General features: G+C 67.3%; 18 protein-coding genes. 11 read left to right on the top strand and 7 right to left on the bottom strand.

The window, feature by feature from the left end:
- The first annotated feature begins 57 nt into the window (after positions 1 to 57).
- Both ABZ824_RS32100 and ABZ824_RS32095 read left to right on the top strand, forming a co-directional pair.
- The gene (locus tag ABZ824_RS32100; RefSeq protein ID WP_356967717.1) at positions 58 to 414 is read left to right on the top strand and encodes a hypothetical protein; all 357 of its coding nucleotides are present in this window, start codon (positions 58 to 60) and stop codon (positions 412 to 414) included.
- Positions 415 to 763: 349 nt separating this feature from the next.
- Positions 764 to 964: a hypothetical protein gene (locus ABZ824_RS32095; RefSeq protein WP_356967715.1), complete on the top strand. Its 201-nt coding sequence runs from the start codon at positions 764 to 766 to the stop codon at positions 962 to 964.
- Positions 965 to 1,275: 311 nt separating this feature from the next.
- Here ABZ824_RS32095 and ABZ824_RS32090 read toward each other — a convergent pair whose 3' ends face one another.
- On the bottom strand, positions 1,276 to 1,737 hold the full coding sequence (locus ABZ824_RS32090) for a MarR family transcriptional regulator (RefSeq protein ID WP_356967713.1): 462 nt from the start codon (positions 1,735 to 1,737) through the stop codon (positions 1,276 to 1,278).
- Between the two features lie 87 nt (positions 1,738 to 1,824).
- Here ABZ824_RS32090 and ABZ824_RS32085 point away from each other — a divergent pair, with 87 nt between their 5' ends.
- Both ABZ824_RS32085 and ABZ824_RS32080 read left to right on the top strand, forming a co-directional pair.
- A complete protein-coding gene (locus ABZ824_RS32085; RefSeq protein WP_356967711.1) occupies positions 1,825 to 2,148 on the top strand; it encodes a rhodanese-like domain-containing protein in 324 nt (107 codons plus the stop codon).
- 284 nt (positions 2,149 to 2,432) lie between these two features.
- Positions 2,433 to 3,602 carry an epoxide hydrolase family protein gene (locus ABZ824_RS32080; protein WP_356967709.1) on the top strand — a complete coding sequence of 390 codons (1,170 nt, stop codon included), beginning with the start codon at positions 2,433 to 2,435 and terminating at the stop codon, positions 3,600 to 3,602.
- A gap of 335 nt (positions 3,603 to 3,937) precedes the next feature.
- On the opposite strand, the gene ABZ824_RS32075 is transcribed toward ABZ824_RS32080, so the two are convergent.
- The 6 genes from ABZ824_RS32075 to dnaE form a co-directional block, all read right to left on the bottom strand.
- Entirely contained in the window at positions 3,938 to 4,114 is a 177-nt protein-coding gene (locus ABZ824_RS32075; RefSeq protein ID WP_356967707.1) for a hypothetical protein, read from the bottom strand.
- 247 nt (positions 4,115 to 4,361) lie between these two features.
- Positions 4,362 to 4,814, bottom strand: a complete 453-nt coding sequence (locus ABZ824_RS32070) for a hypothetical protein (protein ID WP_356967705.1) — start codon at positions 4,812 to 4,814, stop codon at positions 4,362 to 4,364.
- Positions 4,815 to 4,924: 110 nt separating this feature from the next.
- Positions 4,925 to 5,818: a hypothetical protein gene (locus tag ABZ824_RS32065; RefSeq protein ID WP_356967703.1), complete on the bottom strand. Its 894-nt coding sequence runs from the start codon at positions 5,816 to 5,818 to the stop codon at positions 4,925 to 4,927.
- 8 nt (positions 5,819 to 5,826) lie between these two features.
- Positions 5,827 to 6,138 (bottom strand): hypothetical protein, encoded by a 312-nt coding sequence (locus ABZ824_RS32060; RefSeq protein WP_356967701.1) that lies wholly within the window; start codon positions 6,136 to 6,138, stop codon positions 5,827 to 5,829.
- Positions 6,138 to 6,581: a hypothetical protein gene (locus tag ABZ824_RS32055; protein WP_356967699.1), complete on the bottom strand. Its 444-nt coding sequence runs from the start codon at positions 6,579 to 6,581 to the stop codon at positions 6,138 to 6,140. The genes ABZ824_RS32060 and ABZ824_RS32055 overlap by 1 nt, the downstream gene beginning before the upstream one ends.
- An 811-nt stretch (positions 6,582 to 7,392) precedes the next feature.
- Positions 7,393 to 10,941: a DNA polymerase III subunit alpha gene (gene dnaE / locus ABZ824_RS32050; RefSeq protein WP_356967697.1), complete on the bottom strand. Its 3,549-nt coding sequence runs from the start codon at positions 10,939 to 10,941 to the stop codon at positions 7,393 to 7,395.
- Positions 10,942 to 11,420: 479 nt separating this feature from the next.
- Between dnaE and ABZ824_RS32045 the strand changes: the two genes are divergently transcribed.
- From ABZ824_RS32045 to ABZ824_RS32015, 7 genes are all read left to right on the top strand, one after another.
- A complete protein-coding gene (locus ABZ824_RS32045) occupies positions 11,421 to 12,617 on the top strand; it encodes a histidine kinase (RefSeq protein ID WP_356967695.1) in 1,197 nt (398 codons plus the stop codon).
- A gap of 392 nt (positions 12,618 to 13,009) precedes the next feature.
- Positions 13,010 to 13,807, top strand: a complete 798-nt coding sequence (locus ABZ824_RS32040) for a LytTR family DNA-binding domain-containing protein (RefSeq protein WP_356967693.1) — start codon at positions 13,010 to 13,012, stop codon at positions 13,805 to 13,807.
- Positions 13,804 to 14,169 (top strand): hypothetical protein, encoded by a 366-nt coding sequence (locus ABZ824_RS32035; protein ID WP_355078335.1) that lies wholly within the window; start codon positions 13,804 to 13,806, stop codon positions 14,167 to 14,169. Before ABZ824_RS32040 ends, ABZ824_RS32035 begins: the two co-directional genes overlap by 4 nt.
- Before the next feature lie 526 nt (positions 14,170 to 14,695).
- On the top strand, positions 14,696 to 16,450 hold the full coding sequence (locus ABZ824_RS32030; protein WP_356967691.1) for a cation acetate symporter: 1,755 nt from the start codon (positions 14,696 to 14,698) through the stop codon (positions 16,448 to 16,450).
- A 153-nt stretch (positions 16,451 to 16,603) separates the two neighbouring features.
- Positions 16,604 to 16,960 (top strand): DUF485 domain-containing protein, encoded by a 357-nt coding sequence (locus ABZ824_RS32025; RefSeq protein ID WP_355078337.1) that lies wholly within the window; start codon positions 16,604 to 16,606, stop codon positions 16,958 to 16,960.
- Positions 16,957 to 18,594 (top strand): cation acetate symporter, encoded by a 1,638-nt coding sequence (locus ABZ824_RS32020; RefSeq protein WP_355078338.1) that lies wholly within the window; start codon positions 16,957 to 16,959, stop codon positions 18,592 to 18,594. Before ABZ824_RS32025 ends, ABZ824_RS32020 begins: the two co-directional genes overlap by 4 nt.
- A gap of 51 nt (positions 18,595 to 18,645) precedes the next feature.
- On the top strand, positions 18,646 to 19,375 hold a 730-nt coding region (locus ABZ824_RS32015; protein ID WP_356967688.1), incomplete at its 3' end, for an AMP-binding protein.

Raw genomic sequence — 19,375 nt, 5'->3', positions numbered from 1 at the left:
CCATGTGCCACTCGCGACGTCACCAGCCCGGGTGGGCAGGAAGGGATAGGAAAGATCTTGCGTAATCAGAAGGAAGGCGGCGTGGTGGTCGCGCCGCCGAGAATATGCGGCTCGGCCGAGGTCGAGTTGGCGCACCGGCTTATGCGGCGGCACCGGGGATGCCGGGTCGATCGGTGCGCGTGGAAGTGGGTCGCCTTCTACACCTTGGTACGGCGCGGCCGGATCGTGCCACAGGAGTCGAGCCCGCGCGAACGCGCTCACCGGCGCGGTATCGCGTTCCCCACCGACCACACCGACCACCAGCCGTACGCCGACACCGCGCCGGAACCCTGGACCTTCCAGCAGGTTCTGGACGGACTGCACAAGCTTGCCGAGGACCTGCGCGCCGGTTCCGGCGACGGCTGCCAGCGGTGAGCCGGGTGGGGATATGGGCCCTGCTGTCGAGCATCGTGACGGTATTCGCCGGATGTGGCGCGGTGCTGCTCGGCGTCGGGTGCGTGTGGCCGACCGACCAGCCGCGCCGATTCACTCCTCGGCGCAAACCGCCTCGCTCGCAGAGTCATTCGCGCCCGGTCCGGTGGCCGGAAGCGTGGACATGCGCTGCACCCGCCCAGCCGCTGACCGTCGCCGCAGCACACCACGCCATGCAGTTACACCGCGATCACGGCTGCGCCAGAAAGCGCGCCGCATTCGCCGCGTTGGTCGCCGCCGGGCGCATCACGCCGGATTCCGCACGACAACACCGCCCATGGAGCAATCCCTCATGAATCGAACCGCAGCGGCCGCACCGGATCCGAACTCCAAGCGATTCCGCGACCTCACCGACCGCGCCACGCGAGCGGGCTACTTTCTGGTGCGCGATCCGGTGTCACCGCACGACTGGAAGCTGCTGGACGCCGAAAACGGTGACGTCGTCATCTCCGCCGCGAATCTGGAGCAGATCGAGCAGTGGCTCCATTCCTGACCGCGCACGACCCGCCGCGTCGACCCGGGCTGGGCAGCGCCTCGAAGTCGCCGCCAACGCAGCGGCCGGTGCGCACAGCACCTCGATGCCACCGGTGTGCGCTCCCAGCCGCGCCGCGGCCTGTGGCATTCGAGCCGTTCTGCCTCGGCGAGGCCCTGGGCGGCCACTGCGCGAGGTCGATGGCGTCGGCCGGATTGATCGAAAGGCTTCGAGCGCCGGTCAGCCGATCGGGCGTCAGCGCCGGGCGGCAGCAGCACAGGAACAGGACCGCGCGCAGTGTCAGCGCGATGACGGCGGCGGCGACCGGCTCGCTAGCGCTTCGGATCGGACAGGTCGGCTGGGCCCAGCGCCTTGCGTAGCGCCCCGGCCAGAGCTCGGAGTTCGTCCGGGCTGAGGCCGCTGAACCGGCGTTCGATCCCGGCCAGATAGTGCGGAGCCGCCTCCCGCAGCCGCTGCCGACCAGCCTCGGTGATGCTCACGAACGCTGAACGCCCGTCGTCCGGATTGGGCTCACGGCGCACCAAGCCGTGCGACTCCAGTTCGCCGACCAGGCGACTCACCCGCGTCCGGCTGAGCACGACCCGTTCGCCGAGATCGCTTACCCGCAGCCCCTGCGGTCCGTCGAGTTCCAGAAGGACGTCGTACCAGGTCAGTGGCAGCGCGGTGGCGCGACGCAGTTCCGCGTCCAGTTCCGGCACCAGCTTGGCGTGTACCTGGAGCAGCGCGGACCACGCGCGGACGGCCGGGTGGGAACGGTTCACGGAATTCGGCACGAATCGAAGCATAACCAGTTGCGTGCACACGCACACATGTAATAGCGTGCGCACGCACATAAATTTCCGCCTGAAGGAGGCACTGCCATGACCGAACTGATCACGCGCCAGGAACTCGCCGAGCAGATCGAGGCGGGTTCGGTGACCGTCATCGACGCGCTCGGCGCCGAGTACTACGCCAAAGCGCATCTTCCCGGCGCGCTCAACCTGGTCGAAGCCGACGTGGAAACCAAAGCCCCGCAACTCCTTCCGGCAAAGGACGCCGCGATCGTCACCTACTGCTCGAATGCCGCCTGCGCCAACAGCCAGCACGTGGCCACCAAGCTGGAGGCTCTCGGCTACACCAACGTCCGGAAGTACCGTGAAGGCATCCAGGATTGGACCGATGCCGGACTTCCGGTCGAGAGCTGAACGCATCCGAGGGTGTCCGGCGGACGGATCCTTTCGGGCCGCCGGGCATCCGGTAGTCGGACCGCACGGATGGAACGCGGGCCTGACCGAGCGTAGAGCCGGACCGCGCTGCCGAGGGGTGGCTGGACAATGGACGGGGTCGGTTCCATTGCCGCCGAGTTCATGTGGTGATCCGCTCGGATGCGGATTCCCCGCACCGGAGGCGCTGGGATCGAACTCCGTTACCTGGGCCTGGCGCGCCAACTGGTGAAAACCGTTCAACCGGCAGAGCAGAGAGAACAACCATGACCGACCGCGTTCGTCCCTACCGGATCGATATCCCCGAGGCTGATCTGCGTGACCTACGCGAACGGCTCCGTCGCACCCGGTGGCCGGAGCGTGAGCCGGTCACCGACTGGTCCCAAGGTGTGCCGCTGTCGTATCTGCGAGAGTTGTGCCGGTACTGGGCCGACGAATACGACTGGTCGGCCACCGAAGCGCGGCTGAACCGAATCCCGCAGATCGTCACCGAGATCGACAGCGTGCCGATACACGCGCTCCACGTCCGTTCTCCCTATCCGGAAGCCGTCCCGCTCGTCCTCACTCACGGCTGGCCCGGCTCGTTCCTGGAGTTCGAGCAAGTCCTCGGCCCGCTCACCGATCCGGCAGCGTACGGCGGCGATCCCGCCGACGCGTTCCACGTCGTCGCGCCGTCCCTGCCGGGCTACGGTTTCAGCGGTCGTCCCACCGAGCCGGGCTGGGGCATCCACCGCATCGCACATGCCTGGGCCGAGTTGACGACCCGGCTCGGCTACCAGAAGTTCATAGCCGCAGGCAGCGACTGGGGCAGCAGCATCTCCACCAGCATCGCGTTGCAGCAACCGCACAGGCTGCTCGGCCTGCACCTCATCCCACCGCTGGCCGCACCCGAGCACAACGAAGCGCACCTCACCGAGGCCGAACGGCGGGCCCTCAGCGATCTCGAGGAACGCACCCGCACCGGATCCGCCTACTCGGCGGTCCACGCCACGCGCCCGCAAACTCTGGGTTATGGGTTACTGGACTCACCGGCCGCGCTGTGCGCGTGGATCATGGAAAAGGTCTGGACCTGGAGCGACCACGAAGATGACCTCGACACCGTCTTGGACCGCGACCGGGTATTGGACAACGTGATGCTCTACTGGGTGACCGCGACCGGCGCTTCCTCTACTCGCCTCTACTGGGAGAGCATCACCGAAGTCACCGAGTGGTTCACCACCGCGGTCGGCGACCAGATCAGAGTGCCGACCGCCGGCAGCGTGTTCCCCGCCGAGGTGCCCCGCCCGTCACAGCGCTGGGCAGCCAAGCGCTTCACCAACATCGTGCACTGGGGACAGCCCGCGCGCGGTGGTCATTTCGCCGCGTGGGAACAACCAGAACTGTTCGTCGCCGAGGCCCGCGCCGCTCGACGAGCTTGCCTTGCCGCTCAACGGTGATCGCTCACAGCGGGAGCGGTGACCATTCGCCCTGACGGGTGCCGTTCCGTCTCCGCGCCGCGGCGAAGCGCACGCGAGGCCGGCACGCGGCCGATCGGCGATACAGGCGGCTGATCGAGGCCGGGCTGGATCCGGCGGAGTCCGTGGTGTCGGCGCATCGGCGGATGCGCCGACACTGTTGCTTTCGGATTGCGGCGACATCGCGGCCGTCGGGTCGATCGCACCGGCCCCACGCCGCCCGACGACGGCGCGAGCGGGTGCGGCAGCGCTGCGGGTCACACAACCGCCGGACAGCCCGACCGCCGACCCGAACCCGACGGTGCGGAATCCGCCGATCAGCTCGCCAGGCAGCCCGGGCCGAGCAGCGCCTTCAGGTCACCCATCAGTGCCGACGACGGTGCGACGCGTAGGCGTTCATCGAGTTTCAGCAGTGTGGTCTTGTGCCGGGCGCCGACGTGCCGGATATGGACATCCGACGTGCCGGGATGCCTGGACAATTCGTGACCGCGCACCCCGCCGGTCCACTCAGGCTCAGCAGCACCTTGAAGCCGCCATCAACGCCGAGTCCGCGCGGTCGTCCCGATGGGCTGCCAGCAGGTGTGTGACCTGGGGCGTGACGGTGAACCGCGCGTGGTCGACAGCACCGGCGACATCGAGCAGACCCCCGTGTCCGGCGTCAGCTCGTAGTCGACCGCAACCCCGGAGCCCATCGTCGCGTCGAGCGACAGCACGATCCGGGCGGTGGGTTTGGAAGATCGTCTATCGATGGAGGGCGAATTTCGTGGTCAGCTCGGTAAGGAAACGGACGGATTCGACCTTGTCGGCGTCAGTCAGGTGCAGGGAGCCGTCAGCTGTTCGAATCTCGCTGTCCCGGATTTCCAGAACGGCGTTCCATTCATTGACGCGAGTAGCAAACCGCACTCTGTTCGAGTGATTCCCTTCGTCTGCTCGCAGGTCAAACACCCACACCGCATCACCCAGATCCGGCTTCTTCTCGTACCCACGGAGGCCCAATGTCGGGTCTGGCTCGTTCGGCGCCTGCTCCACGGTGTAGTAGCCGGCCGGGTTCTGCCCCTGAACGACTTCGCACACCCCACCGTGGGGTAGCGTTCTATCTTTGGAGAAGGAGACCGGCTCGGCCTGTACTTCAACGGCGCGCAACTGGGTTGTGAAGAAGTTGATCAGCGCATCGCACAGCTCTCCCTCTGTCATGGCCGGTCGAGCCTGAGTCGAAGTAGAAGACGAAGGCGACGATGGCGACGACGAACATCCGGCCACTACATTCACCGCGACAGCGGCGACCACGGCCGCCAAGGCAATCCTCATTGACCCACCGTCCAGTCGGACTTGTCGCCGTCCTTGGCCGACGCATCGCCTATCGCTTCCCGAATTCCGCCGATTCCCGCACCATAGGATGCCTTGACGCCACTCGGCCACTTGCCGTCAGGCAAACCCTTTTGAATCCCCACTATCTGCGAGATCTTGTTGCCCTCGATCATATTGGTTTTGGCGGCATCCGCCAAACTCTTCACAATGCCGATAATGAAAGTCCTTGCAGCCTCCACCGCCGTCACAAGATTCTTCATGAGCGAGACGGCACCCCCGACCGATACCTTGACAACATCCAGCGAGTCCTTGACGCTGCTAAACGCGGCATCTTCAACCTTAACGATCAGGTCCTGCGTCTTGGTGGCGAGCTCGCCGTAGAGGGCCAATTCAGACGAGGCAATGCCTTCGAGGCTCGATGCGATTTTGTCGAATTCGATCGCTAAGCTGTCCAACGCATCTTGTTGCCTGGTGCGCATTTCGCCGTACCTGATGGCTGCGTCACCTTGCCATTCGGCGGTACTGAGGACAGTGTCGGCGAAGTCGTTCCTTGCCGCAAGAATGTTCCCCCTCAGGGTGCGCCACTCGTTCGCGACATCGATGAACTTGACTGGAACCTCGAGGTCCGGAGCGAGCATCTCGAGCTTATCCCAAGTTTCGCCGATGGCCTTGTTCGCTTTGTCCCGTTCGCTCCAGATCTGGTCGACGGTATCTTCCACTGTAATCGCCGGACCTAAATTTCCGGTTAAAGCGCCGCCATAGGCCTGCGAGCGGACAATCTCAACAAGATGGCCAGCGTATGTGTTCACCTTTTCCGGAAGATCACCGATTTCGTCCTTCTTCTTTCTGAGAAACTCAACCTTCTCGAGCAGACTTTGACGGTTGTCCACAGGGCTTGTCATATATCCCCCTCGAGCTTGGCCAGCCTTCCTTTATTAGCAAGGTCTTCGGCTTCGTATGTATCGTGCGCATACTTGAGTACGCTGGCAATATCTCGAAAAATGGTGACACCTTCGGCCAGTCTGTCGCGGAAGTAGCCAGGGGCGGGCTGATACTTCGCCAGAGCTTCCGCGAACGTGCCCGCTTCCGAAGCAGTGATTTCGAGCTTTTGGGTCGTTCGAATCCCCGCTTCGAGGCCTTCGGCAGCTTCATTCCAATTGGTAACGGCCAATTTCATGGCGCCCAAACTAAGTGTCAGCTTGTCGGCCATCATGCCATCCTTTCATTGAGGAGTCGCAGTCGGTGGCGGTCCAGCTCGTTTTCGAGGTCAGCATCTGAATAGCGTGAGTAGTCGCCCCGTGCGGTGAATTTCGGGCGCATTGCACGTATCCCTTCTGCACACCACAAAATTTCGTCGCCGATCTGATCGGGATGCGCGGTCGCCGCCCAGTCACTCCAGACAGCAATTGACCGCAAATGTGTGCGGTCGGCGGTCATGGTGACGGGATGGCGTCCGTGAATCGAAACTCGGCCCGATGCTTGATACTCGCCGCTGTCGATCATGCTGCTGGACACACTGCTGTATTGTTCCCAGGTCTGCGTCTCGAGCAACACCATCAGGATCGTCCGGTGATCCGGTGTCGCCGCATCTGAGATTTCCTGCGGACTCGGCCAACGACCACCGGCGCACAGCTGCTCCGTGCGCTTCGCCACGGCAGCTCTGTATGCCGCCATGAGTTCATCGCCAACCTCATGGGGCTCGACATAGCGACTCCACCGCGGGCTCATCGAGATACGGACTGGAAGACATCCGCCGCCGAGTTCCATTGAGACGAACGTTGATCCGACACGGGGTTGACTCGAGGACAGCTCAGACAGCTGGAGGCTTTCCCCAACCTGCGATGGTGGCTGCCGCTGGCGTAGGGGAGGTTCCGGCATGGGAGGGGGCGGCACCGAAACAGGCTGAGCGACGTTGGGCCTCTTCGGCACAAGCGGCTCGTCGTCCCAGAATTCGTTGGGATCGTCGTAGTGGTTGTAGAACCCACCAACAGTCATAGTGGAACCTCACCTGATTCGTGCTGGAGTAAGGCGTCGCCCCCTGGATGAAGATCGACTTGCCGCCCCACTCGCATCTCCCTGCCGGTTCCCTACCCTGTCTGAACCCAACCGTCATGTCAAACGGGCATTCCACGTCGATGCGGTGGCGAAATGCCAAGCGAGACTCGCCATCTCGGGACAACCATCTCCTCACCTGGGGGAGTGTCACTGCCTGTCCCATTTCAGCGCTGTCCCATTTCCGGTGGTAGCGGATCCTGGACTACACAGCAGGGATTCGGTGCCGGAGTAGAGCAGATCCCGCGCGGTCGTATATCTGCCGTTTTGACGAGCTTCGTTTCGTATTGACGCCTTCGCAGGGTCCGTCGCTGTAAGGCAGGGTCGAACCGGCGACGGCAGCATCGTGGTCTTGGCCGAGACCGGTCAGGAACGGGTTGAATTCGGTCAGGCCCGCTTCGTGAACCGCCGGTCAGCTGGCCAGGCAGCCCGGGCCGAGCAACGCCTTGAGGTCACCCATCAGTGCCGACGACGGTGAGACGCGCAGGCGCTCATCGAGTTTCAGCAGTGTGGTCTTGTCCCGGGCGCCGACGTGCCGGATATGGACATCCGACGTGCCGGGGTGCCTGGACAAGACGCGCTTGAGTTCGCCGATCTTGTCCGGTGTGCACATGCGGGTGGTGACGGTGACCGCGAGTGGCTTGGCCACGCCGACGGCGGAGAGGTCGGGTACGGCGAGATCGTTGGCGATCAACGAGATTCGGTCGTCGCGGACCGAGACGCGCGCCTTGACCAGCACCACGGCGTCCTCGACGACGTCCATCCCGTACACCGAGTACGACTGCGGGAAGAACAGCACCTCGATGCCACCGGTGAGGTCTTCCAGCTGCGCCGAGGCCCAGGCCAGACCGTTCTTGTTGATGCGCCGGTTCACCGAGGCCAGGATGCCGCCGACGGTCACCTGAGTGCCGTCCTTGATGTCGCCTTCCAGGATGGCGGGAATCTGCGTGTCGGCCTGCGCGGCGAGCACGTGCTCGACGCCGTTGAGCGGATGCCCGGATACGTACAGCCCGAGCATCTCCCGCTCCAGCGCGAGCCGGTGCTTGGACTCCCACTCGTCCTCGGGCACCTTCACGTTGAACACCGAGGTCACCGACTCGTCCGCGTCCAAGCCGCCGAACAGGTCGAATTGACCCATCGCCTCGGCTTTCTTGGTGGCCATCACGGCATCGATGGCGTCCGAGTGGATCAGCATCAGACCCTTGCGCGGATGCCCGAGGGAGTCGAAACCGCCCGCCTTGATGAGCGATTCGGTGACCTTCTTGCTCGCGGCGATCGCGTCGATCTTGTTCAGGTAGTCGGAGAAGTCGGTGAACTTCGACTTCTCCTTGCGCGCCTGGATGATCGAGGCGACGACGTTCGCGCCGACGTTGCGCACCGCGCCGAGACCGAAGCGGATGTCCTTGCCGACCGAGGCGAAGTTCTGCTCGGACTCGTTGACGTCCGGCGGCAGCACGGTGATGCCGAGACGGCGGCAGTCGGACAGGTAGACCGCGGCCTTGTCCTTGTCGTCACCGACGGAGGTGAGCAGGCCCGCCATGTACTCGGCCGGGTAGTTGGCCTTGAGGTAGGCGGTCCAGAACGAGACGAGGCCGTAGCCCGCGGCATGCGACTTGTTGAACGCGTAGCCGGCGAACGGAAGGATGGTGTCCCACAGCGCCTTCACCGCGGCCTCGGAGAAGCCGTTCGTGGTCATGCCCTCGTGGAAGCCCTTGTATTCGGCCTCGAGCACCTCGAGTTTCTTCTTACCCATGGCCTTGCGCAGCGCGTCGGCCTTGCCCATCGAGTAGGAGGCGACCTTCTGCGCGATGAACATGATCTGCTCTTGGTAGACGATCAGGCCGTAGGTCTCGGCGAGGATGTCCTTGAGCGGCTCCTCCAGCTCCGGATGGATCGGCTTGATCGGCTGCCGCCCGTTCTTGCGGTCGGCGTAGTCGTTGTGCGCGTTCATGCCCATCGGGCCGGGCCGGTACAGCGCGAGCACGGCGACGATGTCGTTGAAGCCGGTCGGCTGCATGCGGCGCAGCAGGTCGCGCATGGGGCCGCCGTCGAGCTGGAAGACGCCGAGCGTGTCACCGCGCGAGAGCAATTCGTAGGTCGCGGGATCGTCCAGCGGCAGGTTGTCCATGTCCAGGTCGATGCCGCGGTTGGCCTTGATGTTGTCCAGCGCGTCACCGATGACGGTGAGGTTGCGCAGGCCGAGGAAGTCCATCTTCAGCAGGCCGATGGCCTCGCAGGACGGGTAGTCCCAGCCGGTGATGATCGCCCCGTCCTGGGGCCGCTTCCACACCGGGATCGCGTCCATCAACGGCTCGGAGGACATGATCACCGCGCAGGCGTGCACACCGGCGTTGCGGATCAGGCCCTCCAGACCGCGCGCGGTCTCGTAGATCTTGGCCACATCCGGGTTGCTGCCGATGAGCTCGCGGACCTCGGCTGCCTCCTTGTACCGCTCGTGATCGGGGTCCATGATGCCCGACAGCGGGATGTCCTTGGCCATGATCGGCGGCGGCAGCGCCTTGGAGATCTGGTCGGCGATGGCGAAACCGGGCTGGCCGAACTGGACGCGCGCGGAGTCCTTGATCGCGGCCTTGGTTTTAATCGTGCCGAAGGTGATCACCTGGGCGACCCGGTCGGTGCCCCACTTCTCGGTGGCGTAGCGGACCATCTCACCGCGGCGGCGATCGTCGAAGTCGATATCGATATCGGGCGCGGACGGGCGCTCCGGGTTCAGGAACCGCTCGAACAGCAGGCCGTGCGGCAGCGGGTCGATATTGGTGATGCCGAGCGCGTAGGCCACCAGCGAACCGGCCGCCGAACCACGGCCGGGACCGACCCGGATGCCGACCTCCCGCGCGTGCTTGACGAGGTCGCCGACGACGAGGAAGTAGGCGGGGAAGCCCTTCTGCTTGATGACGTCGAGTTCGAAGTAGGCGCGGGTGTAGTACTCCTCGGGCACGCCGCCGGGGAACCGGCGCGCCAGGCCACGGTCGACCTCTTTGCGCAACCAGGAATCCTGGTCCTCGCCCTCGGGCACCGGGAAGACCGGCATGCGGTCCTTGAAGGCCCACACGTCGTCGTAGGACTGGACCCGTTCGCCGATCAGCACCGTGTTGTCGCACGCGCCGGGCACCTCGGCTTCCCAGAGCGCGCGCATCTCCTCGGCGGACTTCAGGTAGTAGCCGTCACCGTCGAATTTGAACCGGGTGGGGTCCGACAGCGTCTTGCCGGTCTGCACACACAGCAACGCCTCGTGGTTGCTCGACTGGTCCTTGGTGACGTAGTGGCAGTCGTTCGTGGCCAGCGGCGGAATGCCCAGCTGCTTGCCGACGTTCAGCAACCCCTCGCGCACCCGGCGCTCGATGGACAGGCCGTGGTCCATGACCTCGAGGAAGAAATTGTCCTTGCCGAAGATCTCCTGCCACTTCGCGGCGGCCTCCAGCGCCTCACGGTCGTGGCCGAGACGCAGACGGGTCTGCACCTCGCCGGAGGGGCAGCCGGTCGTGGCGATGATGCCCTCGGCGTACTGGGCGATGATCTCCGCGTCCATGCGCGCCCACTTGCCGAGCTGCCCCTCGATGGAGGCCAGCGAGGAGAGCTTGAACAGGTTGCGCAGGCCGGTCGCGTTCTCGGCGACCATGGTCATGTGCGTGTAGGCGCCGGAGCCGGAGACGTCGTCGCCCTTCTGGCTCGGATCGCCCCACTGCACGCGCTTGGTGTCGAACCGCGAGGCGGGCGCGATGTAGGCCTCGATGCCGATGATCGGCTTGATGTCGTGCTTCTTGGCCGAGTTGTAGAACTCCGAGGCGCCGTACATGTTGCCGTGGTCGGTCATCCCGACCGCGTTCATCCCCAGCCGTTTCGCCTCCGTGAACAGTGGCGAGATCTTCGCCGCCCCATCGAGCATGGAGTACTCGGTGTGGTTGTGCAGATGGACGAACGATCCGGACGAGGCGGCCAAGACGGTCCTTCCTCCCAAGGTCTCGACGGGGGTTGGCTGGACCGATTCTAGGCGGGCGCACCGACTGGTTCGGAACGGCTCGCGGGCGCTCCTCGGGCACCCGGCGTGTCGGTGGGGAAGATCACCGGCGCGTCCTGGCGACTCGCCGTCTGAGCGGCCGATTTCCGCGAGTGTCGCGATCGTGCCGAATGCCGGAACACCCCGATGACTCGGCCCGTTCGGGCGACCGCCGTGTCGATCGGCTGTCGCGAGCGCCCGCGCTCGGTGGCCCGCCCGTATTCACGCCCACGGCCGCCACCATGCCGCACACGATCTCCCGGCAAGCGGCACTGCGCCCCCGTTGCCGGAATCGGCCCGTTCGCGCAGGCGCTGTCTGGATCGGATGCGCACCCACGCCCGCACCACATGGCCGCCACCTGCCGCACGCGATCGGAGCACCGCGATAATCGGCCCATGAAGTCCCCGCGCCGCTGCCCGCCATGACCACCGCGCTGGCCGTCGTGGCCGCGGCCGCGTTGATCGCCGGTGCGTTGCTGATCTGGTCGCGCACCCGCAGAGTGGTGACCACCCCCGCCGAGCGGGCGGTGCATTCGGCGCTGCACACCGCGTCGCTGGCGGCGGTTCCGCTGCGGCGCGGGCTGACCGAGGAGTCCGCGCGGGAAGCCGCGCCCCATCTGCGCGCGCTCACCGGCGCCGAGGCGCTCGCGCTGGCCGACGCCGACGGCACGGTGCTCGCCTGGGACGGGCCGCACGCCGAACTGGCCGAGTACTTCGGCGAAGCCGCCGAACGCGCCGTCGCGGGCGAGCGTCCGGTGCTCGTGGCCGGACCCGGCCGCGGCGAACACGCCGGGCGCACGCTGATCGCGCAACCGTTGCTGATCGAATCGAACGGCGTGGCCGGTGTGCTGGGCGTCGTGAATACCGGGCAGCCGGGGCCGGGGCGGCTGGGTGCGGTCGCCGAAGTGGCGCGGTACGCCTGCGGGCAGCTCGAATTGGCCGAACTGGACGCGTCGCGGGCCCGGCTGGACCGGGCCGAGGTGCGCGCGCTGCGGGCGCAGATCAGCCCGCACTTCATCTACAACGCGCTGAACACCATCGCCTCGTTCGTCCGCACCGATCCGGCGCGGGCCCGCGAGCTGATCCTCGAGTTCGCCGACTTCACCCGCTACTCCTTCCGCGCCGCGGGCGAGTTCACGGTGCTGTCGGACGAGCTGCGCAACATCGAGCGCTACCTCGCGTTGGAACGCGCCCGCTTCGGCGACGCCCTCCAGGTCCGGCTGCGGATCGCGCCCGAGGTGCTCGGCGTGGTCCTCCCCTTCCTAGCGCTCCAGCCGCTGGTGGAGAACGCGGTGCGGCACGGACTGGCGGGCGCCGCCCACGGCGGCACCGTCAGCATCGTCGCCACCGACGCGGGCACCGACTGTGTGATCAGCGTCGAGGACGACGGCGTCGGCATGGACCCGGATCTTCTGCGCTCCGGCGCGCTGGACGCCGTCGACACCGGGACGGGCCCGGCGGGCTCCGGGGAGGCCGCGCACGTCGGCCTGGCCAACGTCGACGACCGATTGCGCGCGGCCTTCGGCGACGACTACGGCTTGGTCGTGGAGACCGCGCCGGGCGCGGGCACGAAGGTCAGCCTGCGGGTTCCCAAATTCCGCGCGGGCATCCGGCCGTGAAGCCGGCGCGCGACGCGCCCTAAGCAGGACAGCTCGCGCCCACAACGCACATCGGGCCCGCACCAGCTCGTCGGTTCGACCGCTGACCGCTGCGGCCAGGAATTCCTCCAACAACGCGAATCGGTGTCGATCGCCATGCTCACGCTCATGGAACGGTCACCGCCAAGGAACGCGTGGTGTACGTACTGCGTGAGGCCTTCGGCTACCCGCACCCACGAAACCGGCACACGCAACGCCCGGACGCAGGCACGAGACCACCCATGCAACGCCCAGAAGCACGGGCCCGTGCCCACCAGGCATCCCGGCTCGAACGCGGACGCACAAGAGTAGGCAGCCTCACGCCGACGGCACCGGCTCGGCGGCCCAGCGCGGGCCCTTACGATGGAGCGATTGTGACCCGCGTTACCGGCAAGCCGGCGGGCGCGCTGCGCGTGCTCGCCGTGGACGACGAGAAGCCCGCTCTGGACGAGCTGGTGTATCTGCTGCGCGCACGGGCCGAGATCGGGGAGATCCGCGCGGCGGGCGATGCCACCAGCGCGTTGCGGGTGCTGCGCGCTCATCCCGTGGACGCGGTGTTTTTGGACATCAACATGCCCGGCCTGGACGGTATGGAGCTGGCGGGCATCCTGTCGGAGTTCGCCAATCCGCCCGCCGTGGTGTTCGTGACCGCCCACGACGACCGGGCGATCGCAGCATTCGATCTGGGTGCGGTCGACTATCTGCTCAAGCCGCTGCGCGAGGCGCGGCTCGCCGAGGCGGTGCGGCGGATCGCGGCGTCCCGCAGCGCGCCGCACCGGCCTGCCGCCGACGAGCGCGCCGATCCGAGCGAGGTCATCCCGGTGGAACTGGGCGGAGTGACCACGCTGGTACCGAGGTCGAGCGTGAGCTGGGTGGAAGCCGACGGGGATTACGCCCGGCTGCACACGAGCGCCGGATCGCATCTCGTGCGGATCCCGTTGTCGGCGTTGGAAGCACGCTGGCACGACGCGGGATTCCTGCGGGTGCACCGCTCGTATCTGGTGGCGTTGCGGCTGGTCACCGGGCTGCGCACGATAGGTTCCGGCACGGTGGTGTGCCTGCGGGCCGAGGGCGACGCGCAAGCGGTCGAACTGCCGGTGAGCCGAAGGCAGGTGCGTGAACTGAAACAGCGGCTGGTGCACAGGCCCCGGCAACACTGGGGCAATCAGTGACCGCGCCGCAGCGTCCGGCGCGCGAGCGCGTGGTGCTCTCCGAACGACGCGGCGCGCGGCGAGTGCGCACGAGAGTCGAGGTCGCCGAGCAGACGGAGTTCGGCGAGGCGCTCATCGGCGGCCTGATCCGCGCGCAACTCGGGCTCGCGCTGCGCGTCGGCCTGGTGACGATCGCGCTGCTGTGCGCGCTGCCCATACTGTTCGGCATCGGTTCGATCGGATCGTTCACGGTGCTCGGCATCCGGCTGCCCTGGCTGCTGCTCGGCGGCGCCGTGTACCCGCTGCTGTTCCTGATCGGCCGGACCTACGTGCGCCTGGCCGAACGCAACGAACAGGACTTCCTCGAACTGGCCGAGGACTGACGGTGCGACCGGCCCGAATGCCTGCCGCGGCGCGGACCACGGTATCGATGCGCTCCGGTCCGACGGGCTTCGTTCGTCGCTCGGCGTATCGGTGCACCTGGTCCGAGAACACGCGCGCCGCGTTCGAGATCGGGATACAGCGGGATCGACCCGTGCGCCACCATGGGACCAGCTCGGCCCGCGTGGACGCGGCGCGTGATCATGCGTGTCCTCCGAGCGGCGCACCCGTCGCGGGTACCCGGCTGTCGCTGGTGCGTCCGGCGACCGCGGCGATCTTCTTCGGGTGCGGGCGCTTCCCTGACGCGAGACTCGGCGCGCGGGTAGCCGTTTCACTCGCCCGTCGGCCGAGCGGTCGCGGAGACCGGGTATCGCGCGAATCCGGCCGACCCACCCGGACGTACTCCTCCGCGTCGACCACGCCCGCGACCCGGAACGCGGCGCGCACCGAACCGCTCCGCTCACCCGGTCGAGGTGTCACGACGACCGGATGCCGCGCGAATCCGGCCGACCCACCCGGAGGTATGTCATGACCTCCGCCACGGCCCCCGCGCTGACGGTCGCGGCGCTGATCCTCGCGGCCCTCGCGACCGTCGCGATCGGCGCGTACGGCGTGCGGCTGGCGCGCACTACCTCCGATTTCCTCGTCGCCTCGCGCAGCGTGGGGCCGCGCTGGAACGCGGCCGCGATCTCCGGCGAATACCTCTCGGCCGCCTCGTTTCTCGGGGTCGCCGGGTTGATCGCGAAATACGGCGCGGACGCGCTGTGGTACCCGGTCGGCTTCACCGCCGGATACCTGGCGCTGCTGCTGTTCGTCGCCGCCCCGCTGCGCCGCTCCGGCGCGTACACGGTGCCCGACTTCGCCGAATTCCGGCTGGACTCAGTGCGTTTGCGCAGGCTCGCGGCCACCGTCGTGGTGCTCATCTGCGCGGTGTACCTGATCCCGCAATTCCAGGGAGCGGGACTCACGCTGCACATCCTGCTCGGGGTGCCGGACTGGGTGGGCGCGGTGGCGGTCGGCGCGATCGTGATCGCCAACGTGGTCGGCGGCGGGATGCGCTCGATCACCTTGGTCCAGGCGTTCCAGTACTGGTTGAAGCTGACCGCGGTGGCACTGCCCGCGCTGGTGCTGCTCGGGCATTTCCTCGCCGACCAACGGGAGCTCGGCGCGCCCGCACCGCCGGTGGTGTCCGAACGCACGACCGTCGACGTGACCACCGACGTGGTGGTGCGGGTCGGTGCACCGCAACAGGTCTCGATCACGGGAACCATCGACGAGCACGCCGTCGACGGCACGGTGCCGCTGACGCCCGGCACGCACGAACTGGCGGCGGGGACGCGATTGGTGCTCGAGGCCGGAGCGGCGGTGCCGGTGGTGGCCGGCGCCCCCGCCGACGGCGCGGGCTGGCTGACGCCGGGCGGCGGACTCGGCGGTCCGCATCCCAGCTACCAGGTCTATTCGTTGATCCTGGCGACCTTCCTCGGCACCATGGGCCTGCCGCACGTGCTGGTGCGCTTCTACACCAACCCCGACGGGCGGGCCGCGCGCACGACCGCGCTCGCGGTGATCGGCCTGGTCGGCCTCTTCTATCTGTTCCCCGTCCTGCTCGGCGTTTTCGCCCGGCTGTACGTGCCGCAACTGCTGATCACCGGAACCTCCGACGCCGCGGTGGTGCTGCTGCCCGGGTCGGTGGTCGCGGGGCTGCCTGGTCAGCTGCTCGCGGCGCTGGCCGCGGCGGGCGCGATCGCCGCGTTCCTGTCCACCTCGTCGGGGCTGCTGGTGAGCATCGCGGGCGTGCTCAGCACCGACATGCTGCGCGGGCGCATCCGGGACTTCCGCACGGCCGCACTGGTCGCGGGCTCGGTACCGCTGGCGCTGTCGCTGACGGTGGTGTCGCTGGATCTGTCCCGCACCGTCGGCCTGGCCTTCGCCGTGGCCGCCTCCACGCTGTGCCCGCTGCTGGTCCTTGGCATCTGGTGGCGCGGGCTGACCGCGACGGGCGCGGCGGCCGGTCTGGTCGCGGGCGGGCTCGCGGCGGGCGCCGCGACCGCCGTCTCGGTCACCGGCGGCTTCTCCGACGACGTGGCGGGCGGCTGGCCCGCCGCGTTGCTGAGCTATCCCGCGGCGATCAGCGTGCCGCTGGCGTTCGCCACCATGGTGCTGGTGAGTTCGTTCACCCGTGGGCTCGGCGCGAGGACGGTGAGCCGGATCTTCGTCCGGATGCACGCGCCGGAGCGCTTGGGCATGGGCGCTGACCGCGAGCGCAGCCTGCGTTCGGACTGAGCGGTCACGCGCCGACCGTTCGTCGCGCCGTATCGACCGCTCACCGCAGATTCGGACACCTTCACGGAGTGACCCACACCACAGCCTACTGGTGGCCCCTATCCCTGGCTTACCGTCCTCGAGAAGTAAGCCACGTCACTTGGTAGGACCATCATGACCAGTACCGAACTCGACGACACCGCAGGGCGGCGAGCGCCGAGCGCAGCAGAATTCGCCGAAGTCCAGGCGAGCCCCCAATTCCAGGAACTGCGAACGCGATTGCGCCGCTTCGTATTTCCGATGACCGCGCTGTTCCTGCTCTGGTACCTCGGTTATGTCCTGCTCGGCGCCTACGCGCACGACTTCATGAGCCGCCCCGTCTTCGGCGAGATCAACGCCGGATTGCTGCTCGGCCTCGGCCAATTCGTCTCCACCTTCGCCATCACCGCGCTGTACGTCCGGTTCGCCAACCGGGAACTGGATCCGCGCGCAGCGAAAATCCGCGGCTACCTCGAGGGAGACCGGGCATGAACACCGTGCACACCTACGCCGCGGCGGCGACGGTCGGCAACCCGGTCGCCAATATCGCCATCTTCGGCGTCTTCGTCGCGATCACGATGATCGTGGTGATCCGCGCCAGCCGGAACAACGCCACCGCCGCCGACTACTTCACCGGCGGGCGCGGCTTCTCCGGTCCGCAGAACGGCGTCGCCATCGCGGGCGACTACCTCTCGGCCGCCAGCTTCCTCGGCATCGCGGGCGCCATCGCGGTCTACGGCTACGACGGATTCCTCTATTCGATCGGATTCCTGGTCGCCTGGCTGGTCGCGCTGCTGCTGGTCGCCGAGATGCTCCGCAACACCGGCAAATTCACCATGGCCGACGTGCTGAGCTTCCGGCTGAAGGAAGGCCCGGTGCGCACCGCCGCGGCCCTGTCCACGCTGACGGTGTCGCTGTTCTACCTGCTCGCGCAGATGGCGGGCGCGGGCGGGCTGGTCGCGCTGCTGCTGGATGTCACCGACAAGACCGGGCAGTCCATCGTGATCGCCGTCGTCGGCGTGCTGATGATCGTGTACGTCCTGGTCGGCGGCATGAAGGGCACCACTTGGGTGCAGATCATCAAGGCCGTGCTGCTGATCGTGGGCGCGGCGCTGATGACCGTCATGGTCTTCGCCAAGTTCGGTTTCGACTTCTCCGAGATCCTCGGCTCCGCGCAGAAAGCGGTCTCCGGTTCGGCGAACAAGGCCGTCGCCGCACGCGACGTGCTCGCACCCGGCGCGCAGTACGGCGGCAGCGAGACCTCGAAGCTCAACTTCCTCTCGCTGGGCCTGGCGTTGGTGCTCGGCACCGCGGGCCTGCCGCACGTGCTGATGCGCTTCTACACCGTGCCCACCGCCAAAGAGGCGCGACGCTCGGTGGTCTGGGCCATCGGCCTGATCGGCGCGTTCTACCTGTTCACCCTGGTCCTGGGTTACGGCGCGGCGGCGATCGTCGGGCCCGATCGCATCCTCGCGGCCGCGGGCGGGCAGAACTCGGCCGCGCCGCTGCTGGCCTTCGAACTCGGCGGCGTGGTGCTGCTCGGGGTGATCTCCGCGGTCGCCTTCGCCACCATCCTCGCGGTGGTCGCGGGCCTGACCATCACGGCGTCGGCGTCGTTCGCCCACGACATCTACGCGAATGTCATCAAGCGCGGGAAAGCCGGTGAGCGCGAACAGGTCCGGGTCTCCCGGATCACCGCCGTGGTGATCGGCATACTGGCCATCGCGCTGGGCATCCTGGCCAACGGCCAGAACGTCGCCTTCCTGGTGGCGCTGGCGTTCGCGGTCGCGGCGTCGGCGAACCTGCCGACCATCCTGTACTCGCTGTTCTGGCGGCGGTTCAACACCACCGGCGCGCTGTGGAGCATGTACGGCGGCCTGATCTCGACGATCGTGCTGATCGTGTTCTCCCCGGCGGTATCCGGCAGCAAGACCGCCATGCTGCCCGGTTCGGACTTCGACTGGTTCCCGCTGTCCAACCCGGGCATCGTTTCCATCCCGTTGGCGTTCCTGCTCGGCATCATCGGCACCTTCGTGGGAGGCAAGACCGAGGACCCGGCCAAGGCCGCGGAGATGGAAGTCCGCTCGCTCACCGGCGTCGGCGCCGAGAAGGCGGTGGTGCACTGAGCACTGCCCGGCATTCCTCGTCCCCTCTGTTCTTTCGTTAGGAGATCTCGCGTGACCAGCGCAACCACCGATGACCGCGACACCACCGCCTACCCGCCCGCCGCGGACTTCGCCGCCCAGGCGAACGCGAGCGAGGCGCTGTACGACCGGGCGCGGTCCGATCGGCTGGAGTTCTGGGCCGAACAGGCTCGCAGGCTGCACTGGGAGCAGCCGTGGACCCAGGTGCTGGACTGGAGCGGGGCTCCGGTGGCGAAATGGTTCGTCGGCGGAAAGCTCAACGTCGCCTACAACTGCGTGGACCGCCACGTCCTGGACGGACACGGCGACCAGGTCGCCATCCACTGGGAAGGCGAACCAGGCGACTCGCGCGCCATCACCTATGAACAGTTGCGGGACGAGGTCTGCCGGGCCGCCAACGCGTTCACCGAACTGGGCCTGGTCGCGGGCGACCGGGTGGCGATCTACATGCCGATGGTGCCGGAAGCCATCGTGTCCATGCTCGCCTGCGCTCGCCTCGGGCTGACCCACTCCGTCGTCTTCGCCGGATTCTCCCCCACCGCGTTGCGCCAGCGCGTCGACGACGCCGGGGCGCGCCTGGTGATCACCACCGACGGGCAGTGGCGGCGCGGCACGGCAGCGCCGCTCAAGGCCGGGGTGGACGAGGCATTGGGTGACGGGCCATCGACCGTCGAGCATGTGCTGGTGGTGCGCCGCACCGGCATCGAAGTCCCCTGGACCGAAGGCCGCGACCTGTGGTGGCACGACACCGTCACCACCGCCG

It is taken from the genome of Nocardia sp. NPDC047038 (assembly GCF_040644075.1).
Taxonomy (GTDB): Bacteria; Actinomycetota; Actinomycetes; order Mycobacteriales; family Mycobacteriaceae; genus Nocardia; species Nocardia sichangensis.
The sequence above is the reverse complement of the archived record's forward strand: the minus strand, read 5'-3'. Positions and strand labels throughout refer to the sequence as shown.